The sequence below is a fragment of the Caballeronia sp. Lep1P3 genome (genome assembly GCF_022879595.1).
Taxonomy (GTDB): domain Bacteria; phylum Pseudomonadota; class Gammaproteobacteria; order Burkholderiales; family Burkholderiaceae; genus Caballeronia.
Window position 1 is genome coordinate 149,439 of sequence record NZ_CP084268.1, and the last position, 21,399, is coordinate 170,837.

The 21,399-nt window shown below is 62.6% G+C and carries 21 protein-coding genes; 15 read left to right on the plus strand and 6 right to left on the minus strand.

Going from position 1 to position 21,399, the window contains the following annotated elements; genetic code table 11:
• Window positions 1–483 precede the first annotated feature (483 nt).
• The 5 genes from LDZ27_RS24965 to LDZ27_RS24985 all read left to right on the plus strand — a co-directional run bounded on the left by LDZ27_RS24965 (window position 484) and on the right by LDZ27_RS24985 (window position 4,883).
• On the plus strand, window positions 484–792 hold the full coding sequence (locus tag LDZ27_RS24965) for a DUF4148 domain-containing protein (RefSeq protein WP_244818368.1): 309 nt from the start codon (window positions 484–486) through the stop codon (window positions 790–792).
• A gap of 96 nt (window positions 793–888) precedes the next feature.
• On the plus strand, window positions 889–1,122 hold the full coding sequence (locus LDZ27_RS24970) for a hypothetical protein (protein ID WP_244818369.1): 234 nt from the start codon (window positions 889–891) through the stop codon (window positions 1,120–1,122).
• 186 nt (window positions 1,123–1,308) lie between these two features.
• Window positions 1,309–2,550 carry an FAD-binding oxidoreductase gene (locus LDZ27_RS24975; RefSeq protein WP_244818370.1) on the plus strand — a complete coding sequence of 414 codons (1,242 nt, stop codon included), beginning with the start codon at window positions 1,309–1,311 and terminating at the stop codon, window positions 2,548–2,550.
• Window positions 2,551–2,716: 166 nt separating this feature from the next.
• Window positions 2,717–3,406, plus strand: coding sequence for a cupin domain-containing protein (locus LDZ27_RS24980; RefSeq protein WP_244818371.1), 690 nt, complete (start codon window positions 2,717–2,719; stop codon window positions 3,404–3,406).
• Between the two features lie 400 nt (window positions 3,407–3,806).
• On the plus strand, window positions 3,807–4,883 hold the full coding sequence (locus LDZ27_RS24985; RefSeq protein WP_244818372.1) for a lipopolysaccharide biosynthesis protein: 1,077 nt from the start codon (window positions 3,807–3,809) through the stop codon (window positions 4,881–4,883).
• A gap of 81 nt (window positions 4,884–4,964) precedes the next feature.
• Here LDZ27_RS24985 and LDZ27_RS24990 read toward each other — a convergent pair whose 3' ends face one another.
• Entirely contained in the window at window positions 4,965–5,849 is an 885-nt protein-coding gene (locus LDZ27_RS24990; protein ID WP_244818373.1) for a LysR family transcriptional regulator, read from the minus strand.
• A gap of 154 nt (window positions 5,850–6,003) precedes the next feature.
• Between LDZ27_RS24990 and LDZ27_RS24995 the strand changes: the two genes are divergently transcribed.
• From LDZ27_RS24995 to catC, 3 genes are read left to right on the plus strand one after another with little or no spacing between them, the layout of a single operon-like run.
• Window positions 6,004–7,149 (plus strand): muconate/chloromuconate family cycloisomerase, encoded by a 1,146-nt coding sequence (locus LDZ27_RS24995; RefSeq protein ID WP_244818374.1) that lies wholly within the window; start codon window positions 6,004–6,006, stop codon window positions 7,147–7,149.
• Between the two features lie 37 nt (window positions 7,150–7,186).
• On the plus strand, window positions 7,187–8,095 hold the full coding sequence (catA, locus tag LDZ27_RS25000; protein ID WP_244818375.1) for a catechol 1,2-dioxygenase: 909 nt from the start codon (window positions 7,187–7,189) through the stop codon (window positions 8,093–8,095).
• A 25-nt stretch (window positions 8,096–8,120) separates the two neighbouring features.
• Entirely contained in the window at window positions 8,121–8,411 is a 291-nt protein-coding gene (gene catC / locus LDZ27_RS25005) for a muconolactone Delta-isomerase (RefSeq protein ID WP_244818376.1), read from the plus strand.
• Between the two features lie 29 nt (window positions 8,412–8,440).
• Here catC and LDZ27_RS25010 read toward each other — a convergent pair whose 3' ends face one another.
• Window positions 8,441–9,352, minus strand: coding sequence for a LysR family transcriptional regulator (locus tag LDZ27_RS25010; protein WP_244818377.1), 912 nt, complete (start codon window positions 9,350–9,352; stop codon window positions 8,441–8,443).
• Between the two features lie 119 nt (window positions 9,353–9,471).
• Here LDZ27_RS25010 and LDZ27_RS25015 point away from each other — a divergent pair, with 119 nt between their 5' ends.
• From LDZ27_RS25015 to LDZ27_RS25045, 7 genes are all read left to right on the plus strand, one after another.
• Complete coding sequence (locus tag LDZ27_RS25015) at window positions 9,472–10,860, plus strand: M20 family metallopeptidase (protein ID WP_244818378.1); 1,389 nt, start codon at window positions 9,472–9,474, stop codon at window positions 10,858–10,860.
• Window positions 10,861–10,900: 40 nt separating this feature from the next.
• Complete coding sequence (locus LDZ27_RS25020; RefSeq protein ID WP_244818379.1) at window positions 10,901–12,193, plus strand: MFS transporter; 1,293 nt, start codon at window positions 10,901–10,903, stop codon at window positions 12,191–12,193.
• 10 nt (window positions 12,194–12,203) lie between these two features.
• Entirely contained in the window at window positions 12,204–13,358 is a 1,155-nt protein-coding gene (locus LDZ27_RS25025) for an aminotransferase class V-fold PLP-dependent enzyme (RefSeq protein WP_244818380.1), read from the plus strand.
• A 121-nt stretch (window positions 13,359–13,479) separates the two neighbouring features.
• Window positions 13,480–14,613: a cupin domain-containing protein gene (locus LDZ27_RS25030; RefSeq protein WP_244818381.1), complete on the plus strand. Its 1,134-nt coding sequence runs from the start codon at window positions 13,480–13,482 to the stop codon at window positions 14,611–14,613.
• A 21-nt stretch (window positions 14,614–14,634) separates the two neighbouring features.
• Window positions 14,635–15,348 carry an SDR family NAD(P)-dependent oxidoreductase gene (locus LDZ27_RS25035; RefSeq protein ID WP_244818382.1) on the plus strand — a complete coding sequence of 238 codons (714 nt, stop codon included), beginning with the start codon at window positions 14,635–14,637 and terminating at the stop codon, window positions 15,346–15,348.
• A 24-nt stretch (window positions 15,349–15,372) separates the two neighbouring features.
• Entirely contained in the window at window positions 15,373–16,608 is a 1,236-nt protein-coding gene (locus tag LDZ27_RS25040) for a dienelactone hydrolase family protein (protein ID WP_244818383.1), read from the plus strand.
• Window positions 16,609–16,833: 225 nt separating this feature from the next.
• Window positions 16,834–18,009: a porin gene (locus LDZ27_RS25045; RefSeq protein WP_370653493.1), complete on the plus strand. Its 1,176-nt coding sequence runs from the start codon at window positions 16,834–16,836 to the stop codon at window positions 18,007–18,009.
• 62 nt (window positions 18,010–18,071) lie between these two features.
• Here the strand turns inward: LDZ27_RS25045 and andAa are convergent, their stop codons facing one another.
• From andAa to andAc, 4 genes are read right to left on the minus strand one after another with little or no spacing between them, the layout of a single operon-like run.
• Entirely contained in the window at window positions 18,072–19,289 is a 1,218-nt protein-coding gene (gene andAa / locus LDZ27_RS25050; protein ID WP_244818385.1) for an anthranilate 1,2-dioxygenase system ferredoxin--NAD(+) reductase, read from the minus strand.
• On the minus strand, window positions 19,279–19,602 hold the full coding sequence (gene andAb / locus LDZ27_RS25055) for an anthranilate 1,2-dioxygenase ferredoxin subunit AndAb (RefSeq protein ID WP_244818386.1): 324 nt from the start codon (window positions 19,600–19,602) through the stop codon (window positions 19,279–19,281). Before andAb ends, andAa begins: the two co-directional genes overlap by 11 nt.
• A gap of 10 nt (window positions 19,603–19,612) precedes the next feature.
• A complete protein-coding gene (gene andAd, locus LDZ27_RS25060) occupies window positions 19,613–20,086 on the minus strand; it encodes an anthranilate 1,2-dioxygenase small subunit AndAd (protein ID WP_244818387.1) in 474 nt (157 codons plus the stop codon).
• 12 nt (window positions 20,087–20,098) lie between these two features.
• The gene (gene andAc, locus LDZ27_RS25065) at window positions 20,099–21,370 is read right to left on the minus strand and encodes an anthranilate 1,2-dioxygenase large subunit AndAc (protein WP_244818388.1); all 1,272 of its coding nucleotides are present in this window, start codon (window positions 21,368–21,370) and stop codon (window positions 20,099–20,101) included.
• Window positions 21,371–21,399 lie beyond the last annotated feature (29 nt).

The following is a 21,399-nucleotide window of genomic DNA, read 5'->3' on the forward strand; positions in this document are numbered from 1 at the left end:
GGCGCGCGCTTCGCTGGCTGAGTAAGCGAACGATTGTACCTTTGGCGAACAACCGACGTTGCTAAAGAAAATGCTTGCCGGAGGGCGTAAAAACGCGGAAATCGCGCTAGGCGGCTGAGGAATCGCCAGGCGGCGTATTCAATTCTTTAGAGACTTTTTTTAGAGAAGTTAGGCGCTTGAACATTCGCCAAGTCATGAATTTTCAGAGCGGGCGTAATAGGCTTTTCACCGTGACGCTCTCCGCAACGGTTTCCATGCCGATCGCTTTACTGATTTCGATCACGCTCACGAACTCACTCGTAAAGCTGGGCCGCTGGTCTGCCGCGTGCTTGCGCCAATCGATGCGATCGCACGCGCATGCGTCCTTCGCCGGCCGTCGCCGGCGCGACGATAATCGGGGCGACATGCCCGACTGACGCGTCGAGAACTGCCGCTGCGCAGCGCGAGCATGCGTCGCGATCATCGATGACACGGAGATACACCATGAACAAGCCGTCGCCGAAGGCAGCGGTGCTGTGCGCTTGCGCCGTTCTCCTCGCGGGATGCGTCGCCGCCGGCGCGCCCGACAATGGAACGCATCTGACGCAGACGGAGTGCCGCGATCTCGCCGCGCTGCGCACGAATGCACCACCCACGATGGGCGAGCATCAGAGCGAACTGGCCGCACTGAGGAAAGCCGGCTACGACCCGTCGCCGTGGTACGACCCGTACTACCCGGAGGATTTGCAGGCGGCGCAGCGTCAGGTGGACATCTGGTTTCAGACGGATTGCCAACGCACGCGGCCCGACTGATTCACCCGTTCGCGCCTAAGGCACGCGGATTGCGGCCCGCCGCTGCACCGGCCGCAGCGCCCGCGGGCGGCGAACGCTCAACCTGGAGAGATCACCATGAACATCGCAGTGAAGCGCATTCTTGCGTCTGCATTGGCATTAGGCGTTTCCACCGTCGTACTCGCGCAAGGCAATGCTGGCGGCGTACCGGGCGGCAATGGCGCCGGTCAGGGCGGCGTGGGAGTCGGAACGCCGAACGGAAACGGCGAGACAGGCACGCCTTCCGGTCCGGCGGGCAAGCACTCGACCCTTCCGAGAAGGCATCATCACAAGGCGAAGAAATCGAGCTAGCGCGCGCTTCCGCTCGCCGGCGTTCCGGACCGCGATGCACAGCATCGACGTCCGGTGCGCCGCTCCGTCGTTCCCGACTCGCCTTAGCTGCACAACCCCCGCACCATTGGCACTTTCCTCACTGTCCGCAATATGCAAGCGGCGGCATGCTTGCGTACTTCTCAACGCTTACAGGGCAAGCGTTTCATGGAGCAAAAGTTCGATGCGATGGTGCTGGGCGGCGGCATCGTCGGCGTATGTGTCGCGCTGCATCTGCAAAAGCGCGGGCTGGCCGTCGCGCTCGTCGATAACAAGGCGCCCGGCAACGAGACATCGTTCGGCAATGCCGGCCTGATACAGCGCGAAGGCGTCTATCCCTACGCCTTTCCGCGCGACTTCGGCACGCTCGCGCGCTATGCGACCAATCGCGCGCTGGACGTCCGATACCACGCGCGTGCGCTTGCCGGCTTTCTGCCCTTTCTCTACCGATACTGGCATCATTCGCGCCCCGACCGTCACGCGGCGATCGCCCGCTCGTATGCGACGCTGATCGAGCATTGCGTGACGGAGCATCGCGCGCTCATCGACGAAAGCGGCGCGAACGGCTTGCTGCGCCCGGGCGGATGGACGAAGGTTTTTCGCACGCACGCCGCGATGGACGCGGCCGTGAAAGAAGCGCGTCTCTGGCAAACGGAATACGACGTGGGCTTCGATGCGCTCGATGCCGCCGCGCTGCACGCCTACGAGCCGGCATTGAGCAGCAGGCTCGTGGGCGCCGTGCGGCATACGTCGGCGGAATCCGTCAGCGATCCGAACGCGCTCGTCGCCGCTTACGCACGACGCTTCGAAGCGCTCGGCGGCCGCGTCGTGATGGGCGATGCACGCACGCTCGAAAACGGCTGGCGGCTCCGTACCGAAGCTGGCGTGATCGAGGCCAAAGCCGCGGTCATCGCGCTCGGGCCGTGGTCCGCGGAACTGGCGCGAAAGTTCGGCTACTCGCTGCCGCTGCAGGTCAAGCGCGGCTACCACATGCATTACGCCGCGCGGGACGGCGCGCGCCTGAACGTGCCGGTACTGGATGCGGAAGCGGGCTACGTCATCGCGCCAATGACACGCGGTATCCGTTTGACGACCGGCGTCGAACTGGGCCAACGCGACGCACCGCCGACGCCGGTGCAACTCGATGCAGTCGAGCCGCTCGCGCGCGAGATTTTTCCGCTGGGAGAACGCATCGACGAAAAGCCGTGGCTCGGACGCCGCCCTTGCACGCCGGACATGATGCCGGTGATCGGACGCGCGCCGCGCCATGAAAACCTCTGGTTCGCCTTCGGTCACGCGCATCATGGCTTGACGCTCGGGCCCGTCACGGGGCGGCTCATCGCCGATCTGATGACGGGCGCGAAGCCTTTCGTCGATGCGCGTCCGTTTTCAGCGGACCGGTTCGTATGAGCGTTAGAAAACGCTCGATCGGTTAAGCATTGCGCAGCGCGCTTCTTAGGCAGTGCGGCTTGCAAGCTCGCCCGCATTCATGCAGGATGCCTTAGCACTCTTTCGCCTCTCGACGTCTCAATACATCTGACATTGGACGTCAATGCCTGGAGAAAAGGAGCCGCGCATGACGATGCCAGCGTTTCGCCCGCTCGTTTTCCATAAGCGCGCCGCGCTAGCCGGCGCTTTGCTGCTTCATCTCTTCGCGCCTTCGTCGTTTGCTCAGACGGGCGGTGCATGCATACCCGTCGCCGAACGAACGACCGAATTCGGATGCTTCGTTCATGCCGAACAACACCTCGCGCCGCTGCCTGACGAAGCCGTGTTCTGGCACATCGACCGCTTTGCGAATCGCGCGGCGGCAGAGGCCGCCCGGGAACGCAACGGGACTGTCGTCGAAATTCTGGGGCAGGTCTGGCTCTTCACCATCGCCGAAAAGACATGGCGCGCCTCGTCAGGCGAACATGTCGCCGATGTGGGTCCGCTGGAACGCCCTGCCGCAAAAGAACTCATGGCGACGTATATGGAAGGCGATTTCAAACCGGGCATGCAATCGACGGTGCATCGTCATCCTGGCACAGAGGCATGGTTCGTCCTCTCCGGCGCGCAATGCCTGGAGACGCCGCACGGCAAGCAAATGGGGCGGCCGGGCGGCCAGCCGGTCATCGTTGCGCCGGGTGAGCCGATGCTGCTCACGGGCGTCGGCACCGAAAGAGCCCATTGGCTCGTGCTGATCCTGATGGATGCCTCGATGCCGCGCGGCCTGCCCGCCGATGACTGGACGCCAAAGGGCGTCTGCGAAGCGGCGGCATCGTAGAGAGCGCGATTTTCATTCGACAAGTAATTCATACCTCTCGCCGAAATGCGTCGGCAAATTCTTTAGACAAAAGACTAAAGTCGATTTCTGCCCCGTCGATAAACAAGTAAGCAAGCGGCGAGGCAGGAAGCGATAAGGCAATATTTCCTTCCCGCCCGATGCTGCAAACGTTTGCAGTGTCTTCTCGTCCCGCCGACATGCCTTGCTCGTTCGCATCGCCTTCAAGCGGTGACGAACGGTTCGCAGCATTGCCCGGATCAACTAACACCCACCCGCAGGGATACGCGGGACCGACGGCCCGTTGCCGATCCGCCCTTCACCGGGCGCTCCGGCCACGCGCCGGCTTATACAGGCACGTCCATCCATCAGCATTCCTAACGATACTAACCAAAAAAAAATCATGGCCAACCGTACCCGATCCGTCCTTAATGCGCGCAAAGGCGCGCTCGCTTCCGCTGCACTCGCCGCCAGCGTCCTGCTCGCCGCCTGCGGCGGTGGCAGCGCCGCCGATTCGGCCCTCGACACCGCAGCGGCCGCGAAAGCCGCCACTCTGCCTTCCAGCATCTTCTACGGCGCGAACGGCCACAATGACGAAGGCGGCGCGTATGACATCTCGACGCCCGCGCTGCAACTGCAACAGTTGAAGGACCTGGGCGCCACGATCTACCGCAACGAGGTCTACAACCTCGCATCCGCGAACAAGCTCGCGGGCATCGCGAAGACGATGGCTGCATCGGGCGTGACCGTTTATCCTGTTTTGCTCATCGGCGTCAGCAGCTTCACCAACGAAACGGACGCGTACAACGCCGGCTACACGCTCGGCAAGCAAACCGCGACCGCTTACAACTACCCGTATTACGAGGTGAGCAACGAACTGGACGGCAGCATGCTGGTGGGCAATGTGGACGGCGTCTATCCGCAACAGTTCGACAACGCCAAGTTCAAGATCGCTCGGGGCATCGTGCGCGGCATGATTGCCGGCATCAAGTCGGTGGATACGAACGGCAAGATCATCATCGGCGGCGGCGCATGGATGCACTATGGCTTCGATCAGATGCTCTGGAACGGCACGCAACCGGACGGCACGTCGGGCTATCCGAAAGTGACCTGGGACATCACCGCATGGCACTGGTACTCGGACCAGGGCGACATCACGCACGCTTGCGGCGGCACCGGCTGTCACGACATCCTCGCGACGCTGCAGCAGTTCGGCAAGCCCATCTGGATCAACGAGTTCGGCGTGCGGCCGTGGTACGGCACCGATGCGCAGGTCGCCTCGTATCTCGTCGGCAGCAAGATGATGGCCCAGTTCGCGTCGATCGCCTCGAAGTACAACATCCAGTCGATTCAGGCGTATGAGCTTTACGACGACCCGGCTGGCGGCGAAGGCAATTACGGTCTTCTCAAGAACGACGGCAAGACGGTCAAGGCCGCGTATAGCGCGTTCAAGAGCTTCGTTGCAGCGAACCCGAGGTAAGCGGCAGGCGGGCAAGGCGAAAGGGAACGCCTGCCCGTTATTTCTTTGGGCAGCCCTTCGCAAAAAGACTTTAGCGGACGCTCAAGCGTCCACGAAGACGCCGCGCGCCAATTCGCAAAAGAGCGCCGTCGTCGGGCCTTCATCGTGCTGACGCCGGCTCATGATAATGGGCGATACGACACCCCCTTCCCTCAGCGGCTTATAGACGACGCCGCGCGCGCGCAAGCCTTCGACGCTTTGCGGCACGAGCGTCACGCCCACTTGCGCGGCCACGAGCCCCAACGCCGTTTGCAGCTCGCGCACTTCATGCACCGCGCGCGGTTCCAGCGCGTGATCCCGGAACGCCGACACTTGCTGGTCCGCATAACTCGGCCGCGGCGCGCTCGGATAAACGATCAACGTTTCATCGGCAAGCGCATCCAGCGTGACCGTGTCCGATGCAGCGAGCGCATGCGTTTCAGGCAGCGCCGCGACCATTCTTTCCTCGACGAGCACTTCGCGCACGAGTTGCACGTCGTCGAAACGCAATCGCCCGAAGCCCACGTCGATCCGTCCGCCTTTGAGCGCGCCCAGCTGCTCCACGGTGAACATCTCTATCAGGGACAGCTCGATATGCGGCGCCGCCTCGCGAAAGGCGCGTATCGCACCGGGCAAAGCGCCGTAAATGGCCGAAGGCACGAAGCCGATGACGATGCGTTCCTTCAATTGCGCGAGCTTGCGCGTGAGCGGCACGAGTTCTTCGCTTCCATCGATGAGGCGCTTGGCCTGCGCATAAAAAATGCGCCCCGCTTCAGTCAGTCTTAGCGGGCGCACGCCGCGCTCGAATAGCGGCAAGCCGACGCTTTCCTCGATTTGCTGAATCTGCCGCGACAACGGCGGCTGCGTCATATGCAGCCGATTCGCGGCGCGCGTGATGTTCATTTCCTCGGCAACGGCGACGAAATAGCGAAGCTGGCGCAATTCCATTCGGATCTTTGAATTGAAAGTCGGTCATCGCAACGATACACCGCGTATCGTCGCAAGAATGAAAAAACCAACCCTGAAGGTATGAAACCAGACCGAAACGGTGTTGGACGCGCGAGCCCGACCTTCTTAACATGAGCTTCAAGGAGAAAAGCTCATGCACGCAAAAATTCAGGCCGTGGAGACGATTCTCGTCGATGTCCCGACCATCCGCCCGCATCGCCTTTCGGTCGCGACAATGAATTGTCAGACACTCGTGCTGGTCCGCATTCGATGCAGCGACGGCATCGAAGGGCTCGGCGAAGGCACGACCATCGGCGGTCTTGCATATGGCGAGGAAAGCCCCGAAAGCATCAAGGTCAACATCGATACCTATTTTGCGCCGATGATCGTCGGCATGGATGCAACGCGCCCCGGTTCGGTCATGGCCAGACTGCGCGCGACGCTTCAGGGCAACCGCTTTGCGAAGTGCGCGATAGAAACGGCGCTCTTCGACGCGCAAGCGCAACGCATCGGCGTGCCGCTGTCCGAGCTTTTCGGCGGACGCGTGACGGACAAGGTGGAAGTTGCATGGACGCTCGCAAGCGGCGACACCGCGCGCGACATCGACGAAGCCGAGCAGATGCTCGAAGCGCGCAGGCATCGCGTCTTCAAGCTGAAGATCGGCTCGCGCGCCGTTGCGGACGACGTCCGGCATGTCATCGCTATCAAGACCGCGCTCGGCGATCGCGCTGAAGTGCGCGTCGACGTAAATCAGGCATGGAACGAGACCGAGTCGATCTTCGCCGCCACACGCTTTCGCGAGGCGCAGATCGCGCTCATCGAGCAGCCTGTCGATGCGAAGAATCGCGCGGGGCTCGAACGGCTTGCACGCCTGTCGCTCGTACCCATCATGGCCGATGAAGCGCTGCACGGTCCCGCCGATGCCTTCACTATCGCAAGCGCGCGCGCAGCCGACGTGTTCGCCGTCAAGGTCGCACAGTCGGGCGGGCTGACGGGCGCGGCGCAGGTCGCGGGCATCGCGCTCGCGGCGAACATCGATCTCTATGGCGGCACCATGCTCGAAGGCGCAATCGGTACGATGGCATCCGCGCAACTCTTCAGCACCTTTGCCGAACTCAAGTGGGGCACCGAACTCTTCGGCCCGCTTCTGCTTACGCAGGAGATTCTCACCGAGCCGTTGCGTTATGCGGATTACGCGCTGCATCTTCCGCAAGGAAAGGGACTCGGCATTGCACTCGACTGGGAACGCATCGACAGGTTGCGTCGCGATACGACGCGCGGCGCGAGCGTGGCAGTCTGACTTTTCATCTATTACATGACTACGAACGGAGACAACGATGGACAAGCAAGCAATCGACGCGCTGCTGCAGAAGTTCAACGAGAGCGCCACGAGCGAAGGCAATGCGCGCGTGAAAACGGTCGTGAACCGGATCGTGCGCGATCTCTTTTACACCATCGAAGACCTGGACGTGACGCCGAGTGAGTTCTGGTCCGCGCTCAACTATCTCGCCGAGGCGGGTCAAAGCGGCGAGCTGGGTTTGCTGGCTGCGGGCCTTGGTTTCGAGCACTTTCTCGATGCGCGCCTCGATGAAGCCGAAGCCAGCGCGGGACTGGAGGGCGGCACGCCGCGCACGATCGAAGGGCCGCTGTACGTCGCCGGCGCGCCGGAATCGGTCGGCCATGCGCGTCTCGACGACGGCACCGATCCGGGTCAGACGCTCGTGATGCGCGGCCGCGTATTGGACACCGAGGGCAAGCCGCTTGCGAATGCGCTCGTCGAAGTGTGGCACGCGAATCATCTCGGCAACTACTCGTACTTCGACAAGTCGCAGCCCGCATTCAATCTGCGCCGCTCGATCCGAACGGATGAGCAAGGCAACTACAGCTTTCGCAGCGTGGTGCCGGTTGGCTATTCCGTGCCGCCGCAAGGCAAGACGCAGGCGCTGCTGGACCTGCTCGGGCGACACGGTCATCGGCCCGCGCACATTCATTTCTTCGTGTCCGCGCCGGGCTATCGAAAGCTCACGACTCAAATCAACATCGATGGCGATCCGTATCTCTGGGATGACTTCGCATTCGCAACCCGCGATGGGCTCGTGCCCGAAATGCGCAAGGCCGAAGGCGCAGAAGGAAAGCCTTATGGCGTGGAAGGCAACTTCGCGCTGATCGATTTCGACTTCACGTTACTCGCCGAAAGCACTGCGGCGCCTGCCACTGAGGTGGACCGCCTGCGCGCCGCGGCTTGAAGCCGATTCTTTACTGGAGGCAAGAATGCTGTTCCATGTCGAAATGACCGTCCAGCTGCCGCACGACATGAGCGCGGAGCGCGCGGCGGCTTTGAAGGCCGAAGAGAAAGAGATGTCTCAGAGACTGCAGCGCGATGGCGTGTGGCGGCATCTCTGGCGCATCGCGGGGCAGTATGCGAATGTCAGCATCTTCGACGTCGATAGTCCCGCGCACCTGCACGATGTGCTTTCGCAGCTGCCATTGTTCCCGTTCATGCGCATCGAAGTGCGGGCGCTGTGTCGCCATGCATCTTCCATTCGCGACGATGACCGCTGAGTTGATCTCGCCCCTCCGTGGAGGGGCTTTTAACCCGACGTCTGAATCAGATCCTCGATGACCCACCGCAAGCAATCCTCGGCAAGTTGGTCGAGTTGCCGCCCGGCGAGCGTCATCACCTGAAGCCGCCGCTGCGTGAGCAAAGGGTTATCGAAGGCGATAGCGGTCAGTTCATCCGCACCGATTCGCTTCGCGACCGACACATAACCCGACGGCATGATCGCGTCCGGCACGACCTGCGCGAAGCGATAAAGCGCGGCCACGTAGCGGCTCGTCATCATCGGCACGATCTCGATGCCTTCCACATTGCACGCGATATCGAACAGTTGCCGATTCGTCGTGCCCTTGTCCTGCAGCAAGACCGGATACGCGGTCAGTTCCTTGAGCCCGATTGTCGAGCGCCCCGCAAGCGGATGCTCGAGATGCATCAGGGCCATCACCGGTGCGCGCTGCGTGAATTGCACGACGACGCCCGGCTCGGGCTTGAAGCTGAACGCAAGCGCCATCGACGCCTCGCCTGAAAGCAGCATCTGACTCGCGCGATCCGAGGGCACCACTTCGAGTTGTATCGCCACGTCGGGATGCTCGCGGCAGAACCCCGCGAGCGAGACAGGCAAAAAGTCGAACGCAAATCCCTCCGTGCAGGCGATGGTGATGCTCCGCGATCGCCGGCGCTCTTCCCCCTGTATCTCCTCGAAGACAGATTGCGCATCCGCGAGCGTGCGCTGTGCATGGCGCAGCAACAGGCGTCCCGCATGCGACAACACCATGCCCCGCGCATGACGCTCGAATAGCGGCACGCCGAGATCACCCTCCAGCTTCGCGATATGCCGGCTCAGCGCGGATACCGTGAGCCCGAGCTTTTCCGTTGCGGACGTAAGCGAGCCCGCTTGCGCGACGACCGAGAAATAGTAGAGCGACGGTTCAAGCAGCTTGCGCATGACGGACGCACATGACGAAAGGTTTGATCTACGCGCAAATGTACCTTGTTTGATTGCGAATACAAAAATACTTCGACGCGGCTAATCTGGTTCCAAGCCCGAACCCCATTCCATACGACATGTCCCGACAAAGCGCTCTCGCTCACGCCCGCACCCACTTCGATAGCGGCGACTTCCTCGTCACCTTGAGCCGCCGCGTCGCGCTTGCGACAGAAAGCCAACGCGCCGATGCAGCACCGCTTCTGCGCCGCTATTTAAGCGAGGAAATCGAAAACTCGCTCGCGAAGCTCGGCTTCGTGTGCGAAATCGTGGAAAACCCCGTGGCCGGCATGCCGCCCTTCCTTGTTGGCGAGCGCATGGAGTCACCCGATCGTCCTACGGTGCTGCTATATGGACACGGCGATGTGATCGACGGCGACGCATCCAACTGGACGAACGAACGTTCGCCGTGGCGAGTGAGTGTCGAAGGCGAGCGCTGGTATGGACGCGGTATCGCCGACAACAAGGCGCAGCATTCGATCAATCTCGCAGCGCTCGCGGCCGTGTTCGCCGAGCGCGGTGAGTTGGGCTTCAACGCGAAGATCATCTTCGAAATGGGCGAAGAGGTCGGCTCGCCGGGACTCGACGCCATGTGCGAAGCACTGCGCGAACGCCTGTGCGCTGATTTGCTGATCGCATCCGACGGCCCGCGCCAGCGCGCGTCGTCGCCAACGATCTTTCTCGGCTCGCGCGGCGCGCTGCATTTCCGTCTGCGCGTAACGAACCCGGCGGGCGCGCGTCATTCCGGCAACTGGGGCGGCGTGCTGGCGAACCCGGCTACGGTGCTCGCCAATGCACTCGCCACACTCGTCGATGGCAAGGGCCGCATTCGCATCAACGGCCTTCTGCCGCCGCCGATTCCGCCGCACGTGCGCGAGCGCGTCGCGCAACTCGAAGTGGGCGCTGACGAAGGCGATCCCGCGCTGTCCGCGAACTGGGGCGAACCCGGACTCACGCCCGCCGAGCGCGTCTTCGCATGGAACACCCTCGAAGTGCTCGCGATGAACGCGGGCAATATCGCGCACCCCGTGAGCGCGATTCCGCGCGCGGCCGAGGCGGTGTGCCAGTTGCGCTTCGTCGTCGGCACGGACTGGCTGCACGCGAAGAAACTCATCGAAGAGCATCTCGCGCGTGAGGGCTTTCACGATATCGAAGTGACGATAGAGGCATCGGGCGCGGCCACGCGCCTCGATCCAAACGATCCCTGGGTCGCGTTCACCGAGCGCTCGATCGAGGCATCGACCGCCAAGACAGTGACGCTCTTGCCCAATCTCGGCGGCACGATTCCAAACGAATGCTTCGCCGATACGCTCGGCCTCGCGACAATCTGGATCCCGCATTCGTATCCCGGTTGCCGTCAGCACGCACCCGATGAACACGTGCTTGCGCCCGTCATGCGCGAAGCGTTGCAACTGATGACCGGCGTTTTCTGGGACCTGGGCGATGCCGACGTTCCCGGCGCGCGCTGAGCCTCTGCCGAAGCTCCACCACTTCAACGGAAGACACTTCATGGATTCGACTGTCATCGAGGATCGCATAGAGACGCAAAGCGCGAAGCCCTTTCGGCGGCTCATCGTCGCGACGAGCATCGGCAACGCGCTGGAGTGGTTCGACTTCGCCGCGTATGGCTTCTTCGCGGTCACGCTCTCGAAGCTCTTCTTCCCCGCACACGACGAGACCGTGTCGCTTCTGATGACCTTCGGCACATTCGGGCTTTCGTATGTATTCCGTCCGCTCGGCGCGCTCGTTCTCGGGCGTTATGCCGACCGTCGCGGACGCAAGGCCGCGTTGCTCGTATCGCTCGCGCTCACCACGGTCGGCACGCTCGTTTGCGCGTTGATTCCGACCTATGCCGCAATAGGCCTCGCGGCGCCCATCGGTCTCATGACCGCGCGCATCCTGATCGCATTTTCGACGGGCGGCGAATTCGGCAGCGGCACCGCATTGATGATCGAGCAGAAGAGCAAGCGCAAGGCGTTCCTCGCAAGCTGGCAGTTCTCCAGCCAGGGCATGAGCACGGTGCTCGCATCGTTCGCGGGACTGGCTCTAAGCACGATGCTTTCGCCCGAACAGATAGAAACGTGGGGCTGGCGCGCGCCGTTCATCTTCGGTCTTCTCGTTGCGCCGGTCGGTCTCTATATCCGCAAGCATATCGACGATACGTTGCCCGCTTCGTCGCAGCAGGCGCACAAGAGCGCACCCGTTCGCGATCTTCTCGCGCACAACAAGGGCCGCATCTTTCTCGCCGCGGGCATCATGGCGGTATCGACGGCGGCGAGCTATCTGATGATCCTCTACATGCCGACGTATGCGGTCAAGCAACTGCATCTGCCCGCATCGACAGGCTTCGCGGCCACGGTCGTGACCGGCACTATCCTGATGCTCTTCACGCCTCTCATGGGCCATCTCGCGGACCGCTACGGCCGCAGCCGCATGATGGTGCTGTCCGCCAGCATCACGCTGGTCACCATCTATCCGTGCTTCGCGTGGCTGCTGTCCAGCCCGTCGTTCGGCGTGCTCATGGCGATCATGGTGCTGGCCGGCGCGCTCAAGGCAATCTACTTCGGGCCGCTTGCCGCCGTGCTGTCGTCGCTCTTTCCCACATCGTTGCGCAGCACGGGGCTGGGCTTCAGCTACAACATCGGCGTGATGGCCTTCGGCGGCTTTACACCGTGGCTCGTCACGGCGATGATCGGCGCGACGCACAACCCGCTTTCGCCTGCACTCTATCTGATGGCGTGCGCGTTGCTGAGTCTCGCGTGCATCGCGCTCTATCACTTCAAGCTCGTCAAATACATCTGATTCCATGACCATGACCCAGGACCTTCGCAACGGCTTGAACGACTTGGACGACTTCAGCGGCTGGCTCATGTACCACTCGGTCGGCGTGTATCCGGGGCATCGTCACGCGATGCGCGACGCGCTCGCCTCGTTCGCCGATGTCTGGTGCGCCGCCGACGACACGCGCTGGGACGCGGCGCTCGGCGCGCGCGCGAAGCTGCTCGGCGACTGGGCCGCGCTCATCGGCGCGAGCGATGCAGAGGTCTTTGCCGCACAGAACGTCACCGATGCATTCGCGCGTTACCTCGACGGCCTCGCCGACAAGACGCTCGCGAATCGCACGGTGCTCGTCGCCGCCGACTGCTTTCCGAGTCTTCACTTTCTGCTTTCGGGTCTTGCTGAACGGCGCGGCTTCGCGCTACGCACGGTGCGCGTGCGCGAAGGAGAATCGTATGTGCGCGACGAAGACTTCATCGAAGCCTGGACCGACGATGTCGCGCTCGCGCTCGTCACATGGGTATCGTCGCTGACGTCCAAGCGCGTGAGTCTCGCGGCGATGTGCGAACAGGCGCGTCGTCGCGGCAGTCTCGTCGCGCTCGATGTGACGCAGGGCATCGGCATCCTTCCGTTCGACGTGAAGGAAACGCCCTTCGACTTCGTGTGCGGCTCGACGCTGAAGTGGCTATGCGGCGCGCCGGGTACGGGCCTCGGCTATATCGCGTCGAAGTCGTTGCATGACAACGCAAACCCCGCCGTGCGCGGATGGTTCAGTCAGGAAGATCCGTTCAACTGGAATATTCATTCGTTTTCCTATGCATCCGGTGCGCGTCGCTTCGACACCGGAACGCCCTCGATTCTGCCGTTCGTCGCGTCGCAACCGGGCATGTCGTGGCTGCGCGCGCAGCCTGCGGGCAGCGTGCGCGCACACAACCTCGCGCTCGCTCACGAACTCATCGCGATGGTCGACGACAAGGGCTATAGGCTGCTCTCTCCGCGCAACGACGACGAGCGCGGCGGCAGCATCATGGCCGAAGTGCCCGCGCATCTCGATGCCGCGAAGATCGTCCTGCAACTGAAGGGCGCCGGCGTCTTCGTCGATTCGCGAAGCCGCACGCTGCGTTTCTCGCCGGGCGTCTGCACCACGCGCGCGGGACTCGACCGGCTTGCGCAATGTCTGCCGCAATGATGCCGCGAAGACTTCGCTCACGCGCCCCGCGACGCATCGGAATCGCCTGTGCCCTGACGGGGCCGCCGGCTTGCGCGAGACATCGCGCAGCCGTTTCCCTTCTTCATTCAGGCGATTCCATATGAACTCCACCGTTCCCGCATCCGTTCTCGCTCAACGCTCCGACGCCGCCATCGACGGCGTGCAAGGCTTTCTTGTTCCCATGCGCTGCACCGACCTTCCCTCGACGATGCAGTTCTTCATCGCGCGTCTGGGCTTTCGTCTCGACGCGATCTTTCCCGCCGATGGCCCGCGCACCGCGATACTCTCGCGCGGCCTCTTCAAGATCAGGCTTGGGCTCGATGTCGAAGACGGCCTGCAAACGCTGCAAGTACTTTGCGACGATCCCTCGCAGACGCCGGGCGAAACGCGCGAGATCGTTGCGCCCAACGGCGTCGTCGTGCGTCTCGTGCATGCGAATCCGCCGATGCGCCTGCCCGAGACGCGCCAGCAACTCGTGCTTTCGCACGCCGGCGATGCGGCTCAATGGAGCGTCGGCCGCGCGGGCATGCGCTATCGCGACCTGTTGCCCGAGCGTCATGGCGGCGCGTTCATTGCATCGCATATCCGCATTCTCGATGGCGGCCCGGTGCCCGACTACGTCCACTTTCACAAGATCCGCTTTCAAGCCATCTTCTGCCGCAAGGGTTGGGTGCGGCTCGCGTATGAAGGCCAGGGCAAGCCGTTCCTGCTCGAAGCAGGCGACTGCGTGCTGCAGCCGCCGGAGATTCGTCATCGCGTGCTGGAGAGTTCGGCGGGCGCGGAGGTCATCGAACTCGGCAGCCCCGCCGAGCACATCACGATGGCCGATCACGACATGGACTTGCCGACCTCGCTCTACGATCCCGCTCATGAATTCAACGGTCAGAGCTTCGTGCGTCATGTCGCGAAGCATGCGGCATGGGCGCCGTGGAAGTCGCCCGGCTTCGTCGTAACGGACACGGGCATCGGCCGCGCGACGAAGGGGCTTGCGGGCGTGCGCGTCGTGCGGCCCGCAAGCGCCGGACAGCAGGCCGCGCGCATGCACGATACCGAGTTCTGCTTCTTCTTCGTGCTTGCAGGAAGCATGGATGTGCGCGCGAACGGCGAGCAATGGCATCTCGCAGCGGACGACAGCATCGCGATTCCGGGCCAGCTCGCCTATACGTTCGCGAACTGCAGCGCAGACCTCGAACTGCTCGAAGTCACGCTGCCCGCAGACTTTTCGCTTGCCTGACTGCATCGACGGGAGACGCTCATGATCGATCGCACGACCATTGCTTTCGTCACGGGCGCGAATCGCGGATTAGGCGCGCAGTTCGTCGCGCGCCTTCTCGCACGCGGCGCGGGTAAGGTGTATGCCGCGTCGCGCGCAGGCGATGTCGTGATCCGCGATGCGCGCGTGATGCCCGTTGCCCTCGATATCACCGACGATGCGAGCGTGGCGCGCGCCGTCACGCTCGCCGCCGACACGACGCTGCTCGTGAACAATGCGGGCGCAAACCTGCATTCGGCCTTTCTTGCGCGCGATTCGATGGCAGCCGCGCGCGCGGAAATGGAAGTGAATTACTTCGGCACGCTGCGCATGGCGCGCGCATTCGCGCCCGCGCTCATCGCAAGTGAAGGCGCGATCATCAATGTGCTGTCGATCCTTGCGCGCACGACACTGCCCGCAATGGCGTCGCTCTGTGCATCGAAGGCGGCGGCCTTGCGCCTGACCGAATCCTTGCGCGCGGAGCTTGCGCCGTATCATGTACGCGTGTTCGCGGCGCTGCCCGGCGCAATCGATACCGACATGAGCCGCGACTTCGACGGCCCGAAGCTCTCGCCTGCCGATGTCGCGGACGCCGCGCTCGATGCGCTGTCCGGCAGCACGAGCGAGGTCTACATCGGCGCGATGGCGCAGCAGCTCGCGCATGGCTTGGCAACGGCACGCGCCGCGACACAGGCACAACTCCTTTCATTGCGATAGCCGCCTTATTCGACGGAGACGACATTGGGTTCTTACATCGATATAGACAGTCACGACGGCCAGCGCTTTCGCGCGTACCAGGCCGCGCCCGCGCAAGGCTCCGGTCCGGGCCTCGTGCTGCTGCAGGAAATCTTCGGCATCAACGCATACATGCGTTCGATGGCCGACCGCTTCGCGGAAGAGGGCTACGTCGTGCTCGTACCCGATCTCTTCTGGCGCATGAAGCCGGGCGTCGAACTCGGTTATGGCGAAGCCGACTTCGAAGAAGCATTGGGCTATAACGAAAAGTTGGATCTCGATCTCGCCGTCGCGGACATCGGCTCGACGCTTGCCGCATTGCGCGCGCTGCCGATGCAGGCGGGCAAGGTCGGCGCCATAGGGTATTGCCTCGGCGGGAAGCTCGCGATGCTCGCCGCCGCGCGCCTCGACCTCGATTGCGCGACGAGTTACTACGGCGTCGGACTCGATGTCTATATCGATGAAGTGCCCACGATCCGCTGCCCGATGCTCTTTCATTTCGCGGGCAACGACGCGCTCTGTCCGCTGCAAACGCGCGAGCGCCTTCTCGAAGCATTCGCGAAGAATCCGCGCATTGAATCGCATGTGTATGCGGACTGCGACCACGCCTTCGCCACGCCGGAACGCCCGCAGTACGACAAGCCCGCCGCGACGATGGCCTACTCGCGCACCGTCGCGTTGCTGCGCGGCGTGCTCGGGCCGATCCACGATCTGAACACGCTGTGGGAGCGCCACTGCTATTACGAGTTCGCCACGCGCGACGTGGACGCGGTCATGCCCACGATGGTCGCGCAGCCCTACGTCAATCACGTCCCGACGATGACAGGCGGCGTCGGCCACGATGAACTCAAGCGCTTCTACCGTTATCACTTCGTGCATGCGAATCCCGCCGATACGCGGCTCATTCCCGTCTCGCGCACGATCGGCGCGGATCGCATCGTCGACGAGTTCGTCGTTTGCGCGACGCATGACCGCGAGATCGACTGGCTGCTGCCGGGACTGGAACCGACCGGCAAGTACTTCGAAGTGCCGATGCTCGCGGTGGTGTGCTTTCGCGGCGACAAGCTATATAACGAGCATATCTACTGGGATCAGGCATCGGTGCTCGTGCAGATCGGCGTGCTCGATCCGACCGGGCTTCCTGTTGCGGGCATTCAAACCGCGAAGAAGATGATCGACGAGAGACTTCCCTCCAATACGCTGATGCGCAATTGGGCGTCGAGCGAAGGCAAGCCGGTCTAAGGTCTCGATACGATCGATGAGTTGTGGTGAAGCGCGCTGTCCTCTCGGGCAGCGCGCTTTTTCTTTGCGCGCGTCGGCATCGCTCAACCCTTGCGGTTCTTGCAAACCCAGGTTGATAGATTGCGAATACAAGGATCGTCGCGGGCCGGTACTGTTGTATGACGGAGTCGACGATTCTTTCGCACGCGCCGCCGATAACCCCACTACTCATCATTCGTTATGCCAATGAACACAAAAACGATATCGTGCGCGGCGGTTCTCGCTGTCTGCGGCATTGGGCTGGCTCATGCCGGGTCCGCAACGCTCTACGGGCTCATCGACTATGGCGTCAACTATCAGAGCAACAGCGGCGGCGGCAGAATTTTCGGCGGATCGAGCGGCATCATGCAGGGCTCGCGCTGGGGCTTCAGAGGTATCGAAGACCTGGGCGGCGGTGTCTCGGCCCTGTTCCAGCTTGAGAACGGATTCGACTCCGGAAACGGCCGATTCCTGCAGGGCGGCGCGCTCTTCGGACGGCAGGCGTATGTCGGCCTCTCGAGCAACGTCTACGGCACGTTCACGCTGGGACGTCAGTACGACTCGCTCGTGACCTTCGTCGAAACCCGCATGAACTCGTCGAACTTCGGCGGCGGCACGACCGCGCATCCCGGCGATCTCGACAACCTGAATAACAGCAAGCGCGTCAACAACTCCGTGAAGTACGCGAGCCCGAGTCTCGGCGGCTTCACGTTCGGCGGCGTCTATGGCTTCGGGGGACAGGCCGGCGATTTCTCGCGCAATCAGATATGGTCCGCGGGCGTCGGCTATGACTACGGCAACTTCTCGGCGGGCGCGGCGTACATGAACGTGCGCAACCCGAACCAGTCGTTCTTCACCGCGCTGCCGACAAACGTCTCGGGCACGAGCCTCAACAACATGACGGCAAGCCCGATCTATAGCGGCTATGCATCCGCGCGCACGTATCAGGCGATCGCCGCGGCGGGCCGCTATACGATCGGTCCCGCAACGGTAGGCCTCGTCTATAGCAATGTGCAGTTCAAGAATCTCGGCGATACGTCTTCGGGATCGAATCCGTTGCGTCTGACAGGCACCGCGAAGTTCGATACGGCCGAAGTCAACGTCACGTATTACTGGACGCCCGCGCTTCTGAGCGAGCTCGTGTATAGCTACACGCGCGGCTCGGGCGTCGGAAGCATCGGCAGTTCGCGTTACAACAACGTATCGCTCTCGCTCGACTATTACTTCTCGAAGCGCACCGATGTCTACGTCATCAGCAGCACGGAATTCGCGGGCGGCACGGATTCGACGGGACGCGCCGCGCGCGCCACGCTCAATGCGCTGACGGCTTCGTCATCGAACCGGCAGACGTTCGTGCAACTCGGGATACGTCATAAGTTCTGATACAGCGTTCCAAAGCAAAACCCCCGCGCGAAGCGGGGGCTTGTTCCAGGCAACGACAGCGATCAAAGAAAACTGCGCAAGCTCTTCGACGTGTCGCGAAGCGCCATTGGGTCCAATGCCTTGCCCGCCGCGATCAAACGCTTGCAGACGCCGATCTCGCGCCCTGCATTCACTACCGCGACCGCTTCGATCAAGCCCGCATGGTTCAACGCAAGCACGCAAAACGATCCTTCATGAGGCGAGCCCCGCACGACCTTCTCTTCCGAGTCCGCGAAGATACCGAGCGTCTGCACGTTCGAATCGTATTGATCGGACCACAGCCACGGCGTCTCCGCATAGATCGCATCGCCGCCCAGCATGTTCGTCGCCGCGACGACCGGCTGATTCTCCGCGACCTGCCACGATTCCACGCGCAGCGAGCGCCCGAGCAGCGGATTGAAATGCATCGTCACTTCGCCGGCGGCATAGACGAACGGATCGCTCGTCCTGCACCGCTCGTCGACGACGATACCGTTATCCACCGCAAGCCCCGCGTCGCGCGCGAGTTCGACATTCGGCACGACGCCGATGCCTACCACGACGACATCCGCCGGAATATCGCCGCCGCTCGTCGCGACCGTTCCGTGACGCACGCCAAGCGGCATCGTGGAGAGACGCATCTCGACACCGTGCGAGCGATGCAGCGCATGCATATAGTCCGCGACTTCCTGCGGCATCGATCGTTTGAGCAGACGCTCCGCGGGCTCGATCAATACCGTCTCGCAACCCGCGCGCGCAGCGGACGCCGCGACTTCGAGCCCGATGAAACCGCCGCCGAGCACCGCAACACGCCTGCGCTTGCCAAGCGCCGCGCGCAGGCCGCGCGCGTCCTCGACTGTGCGCACGTAGTGCAGCTTCACGCCATCGTCAACGGGGCCGCTGAAGGGCCGCACACGCGAGCCTGTCGCGATGAGAAGACGTTCGTATTCGATGCGCGTTCCATCGCTCACGCGCACGGTCTTCGCCTCGCGATCGATTGCTTCCACGCGCAAGCCGAGCCGCAAGTCGATGCGCGCGCCGTCATACCATGCGGCATCGCGAATGAAGATGCGGCGCTCGCCTTCATCGGACATGAGCGCGGCTTTCGAGAGTTCGGGGCGGTCGTAGGGAAGCGCGGTTTCGTCGCCGATCATCACGATATGCGCGCTCCCATCGCGCTCGCGCAGCGTTTCGGCGGCGCGGCGCGCGGCGTGGCCGGCCCCGACGATGACGAACGGCTTTGCGCCGGGCTTAGTCGACATGAATTTCCACCCTGCCATCGACGACGCGTATCGGATAGCTTCGCACCGCTTCGGTCACCGGCGCGCATTGCGGCGCGCCTGTGCGGATATCGAAAAGCCCCTGATGCAGCGGACATTCCACGCAGCCGTCCTCGACGAAGCCCTCGGAGAGACGCGCCATGCCATGCGTGCAAAGGTCGTGCAGCGCGAACACTTCATCGCCCAGACGGAAGACCGCAATGGGCTTCTGCCCTGCCACTACAGCGGCGGGCTCGCCTTCTATGAAGTCGTCGAGCGCGCCGATCTCCTGCCATGTACTCGTCAGCTGGTCCATGCGTTACTCCTCAAATGGGCGTCGCGAGCAGCGTCTGCACGCGCGACGTGTCGTAGATCACGCGCTTGCCGCGATAGCGCAGGCCGTCGTCGGTGCGCACGACCTGATCGAAGTACTTGCCCGCCTGATAGACGTGCGATTCACCGTTCGTGCGCGTCTGGATCACGACGTAGTTACTCTCGGTCTCGATCACGCCGTCTTTTTCGCCGGTCACCGTGAGGCCCGACGTCATATGCCGGTAGCTATGCTCTTCGTAGATATTCGCGTGACGCAGCGACACCACGCGGTCGCGCAGCATCTTGCGGTTCGTGCAATGGATGATCCCGATGGGCAGGCCCCTGTCCGCGTTCTCCTTCGGCACGATTTCGTACGTGCAGTCTTCCGTGAAGAGCGTGGGCCACGCTTCGAGTCTGTCGTTGTCGAGCGTGTTGATGTACTGGTCCTGCAGCATGTGCAGTTCGAACCACAGCTTCATTGCTTCCATGACTTCCCTCGCTCAATAGCCCATCAGCTTTTGATAACCGACCCAGAACTTGCGGATCAAACTTTCGGTTATGACCGTGTCCTGCTGGTCCGGATTGCCGCGCGACATCTCGATCACCGAGGTCGCATCGGCATCGCGGATCGTGCCGCGTTGCACGAGTTCCGTGGCTTCGGTGTCCTCCATCGAGATATAGCCTGCCGGCCCGACGAGGTTCGCCTGCTTGATGCGCAGCGCGCGCAGCTCGGGCGTGTCGTCGGCATAGCCGAAGAAGTGGAAGATCAGTTCAAAGTTGTCCGGGCCTTTCGGCAGGAGCTGACGCGCGACGAGCGTGTTGTGAATCTGCTGAATGACGAGTTGCGGAAAGATGGGCTGAATATGGTTGGTCGTATCTTCTTCATACTCGGAAACGAGACCGAGAATGGAATCGTCTTCCAGGGCGAAACCTTCATCGAACGAACGGATGTTCTGCTGCTTGTACGCCGACGATGTGTCTTCGCCCGTCTTCGTCACGGTGATGATGCTGTGCAGGCCATGCGTCGCGTCGGGAATGGAACGCGCTTTCATGCCGACGCGAAAGATATTGAACGTCGTATGGAACAGATGCAGCATGCTCGCGTGATACGGGTCCTTCACGTTCTCGAAGTACAGCTTCCAGTTGGACTTCGAATACTGGCGCGTGCAGCCGAGATACTCGATCGGCTTGTGAAAGATGCGGTCGATCCACGGACGCATCTGCTCGCCGAGATACTCGGGCAGTGGAGCGACTTCATCGCTGAAACTCGCAAAAACAAGGCCCTTGTAACTGTCGACGCGCAGCTTGCGAAGACTATGCTCTTTCGGATTGAAGTCGGCGGGCATGCCGCTCATGCCCTTCTGCCCGCGCCGGAAAGGTACGCCAAGCAGATTGCCGCTGTTGTCGAAGCTCCACTGGTGATACACGCACGTATGCGATGCCGCGTTGCCATGCGACTTGCGGCACACGGACGCGCCGCGATGCGCGCAGCGGTTCACCCACGCGGCGAGGCCGCCGTCTTCGAGACGCGTCACGACGACAGGCGTGTCGCCAACGAACGTGCTTTTATAGTCGCCCGCGTTCGGAATCTCCGCTTCGAGTGCGACGAAGTTCCATGTCGGCCCGCGAAAGATGCGCTCCTGCTCGCGGTCGTAGACTGCCTGCGAACTGAAGACCTTGTACGGCACGCGCGAGCCGTCGTCGTGCGGAAAGCGCACGGCATCGGAGTCCGGCTGCTTCATGAGCCGCACGGGGGATTCGGTCATGTCCATGAATATCGCTCCTGGTGGGGACAGCGCGG

What these genes read in the sequence shown, in the direction of transcription:
- LDZ27_RS24965 (WP_244818368.1), top strand. Translation starts at nt 484, where the DNA reads ATGAACAAGCCGTCGCCGAAGGCAGCGGTGCTGTGCGCTTGCGCCGTT.
- LDZ27_RS24970 (WP_244818369.1), top strand. Translation starts at nt 889, where the DNA reads ATGAACATCGCAGTGAAGCGCATTCTTGCGTCTGCATTGGCATTAGGC.
- LDZ27_RS24975 (WP_244818370.1), top strand. Translation starts at nt 1,309, where the DNA reads ATGGAGCAAAAGTTCGATGCGATGGTGCTGGGCGGCGGCATCGTCGGC.
- LDZ27_RS24980 (WP_244818371.1), top strand. Translation starts at nt 2,717, where the DNA reads ATGACGATGCCAGCGTTTCGCCCGCTCGTTTTCCATAAGCGCGCCGCG.
- LDZ27_RS24985 (WP_244818372.1), top strand. Translation starts at nt 3,807, where the DNA reads ATGGCCAACCGTACCCGATCCGTCCTTAATGCGCGCAAAGGCGCGCTC.
- LDZ27_RS24990 (WP_244818373.1), bottom strand. Translation starts at nt 5,849, where the DNA reads ATGGAATTGCGCCAGCTTCGCTATTTCGTCGCCGTTGCCGAGGAAATG.
- LDZ27_RS24995 (WP_244818374.1), top strand. Translation starts at nt 6,004, where the DNA reads ATGCACGCAAAAATTCAGGCCGTGGAGACGATTCTCGTCGATGTCCCG.
- catA (WP_244818375.1), top strand. Translation starts at nt 7,187, where the DNA reads ATGGACAAGCAAGCAATCGACGCGCTGCTGCAGAAGTTCAACGAGAGC.
- catC (WP_244818376.1), top strand. Translation starts at nt 8,121, where the DNA reads ATGCTGTTCCATGTCGAAATGACCGTCCAGCTGCCGCACGACATGAGC.
- LDZ27_RS25010 (WP_244818377.1), bottom strand. Translation starts at nt 9,352, where the DNA reads ATGCGCAAGCTGCTTGAACCGTCGCTCTACTATTTCTCGGTCGTCGCG.
- LDZ27_RS25015 (WP_244818378.1), top strand. Translation starts at nt 9,472, where the DNA reads ATGTCCCGACAAAGCGCTCTCGCTCACGCCCGCACCCACTTCGATAGC.
- LDZ27_RS25020 (WP_244818379.1), top strand. Translation starts at nt 10,901, where the DNA reads ATGGATTCGACTGTCATCGAGGATCGCATAGAGACGCAAAGCGCGAAG.
- LDZ27_RS25025 (WP_244818380.1), top strand. Translation starts at nt 12,204, where the DNA reads ATGACCCAGGACCTTCGCAACGGCTTGAACGACTTGGACGACTTCAGC.
- LDZ27_RS25030 (WP_244818381.1), top strand. Translation starts at nt 13,480, where the DNA reads ATGAACTCCACCGTTCCCGCATCCGTTCTCGCTCAACGCTCCGACGCC.
- LDZ27_RS25035 (WP_244818382.1), top strand. Translation starts at nt 14,635, where the DNA reads ATGATCGATCGCACGACCATTGCTTTCGTCACGGGCGCGAATCGCGGA.
- LDZ27_RS25045 (WP_370653493.1), top strand. Translation starts at nt 16,834, where the DNA reads ATGAACACAAAAACGATATCGTGCGCGGCGGTTCTCGCTGTCTGCGGC.
- andAa (WP_244818385.1), bottom strand. Translation starts at nt 19,289, where the DNA reads ATGTCGACTAAGCCCGGCGCAAAGCCGTTCGTCATCGTCGGGGCCGGC.
- andAb (WP_244818386.1), bottom strand. Translation starts at nt 19,602, where the DNA reads ATGGACCAGCTGACGAGTACATGGCAGGAGATCGGCGCGCTCGACGAC.
- andAd (WP_244818387.1), bottom strand. Translation starts at nt 20,086, where the DNA reads ATGGAAGCAATGAAGCTGTGGTTCGAACTGCACATGCTGCAGGACCAG.
- andAc (WP_244818388.1), bottom strand. Translation starts at nt 21,370, where the DNA reads ATGGACATGACCGAATCCCCCGTGCGGCTCATGAAGCAGCCGGACTCC.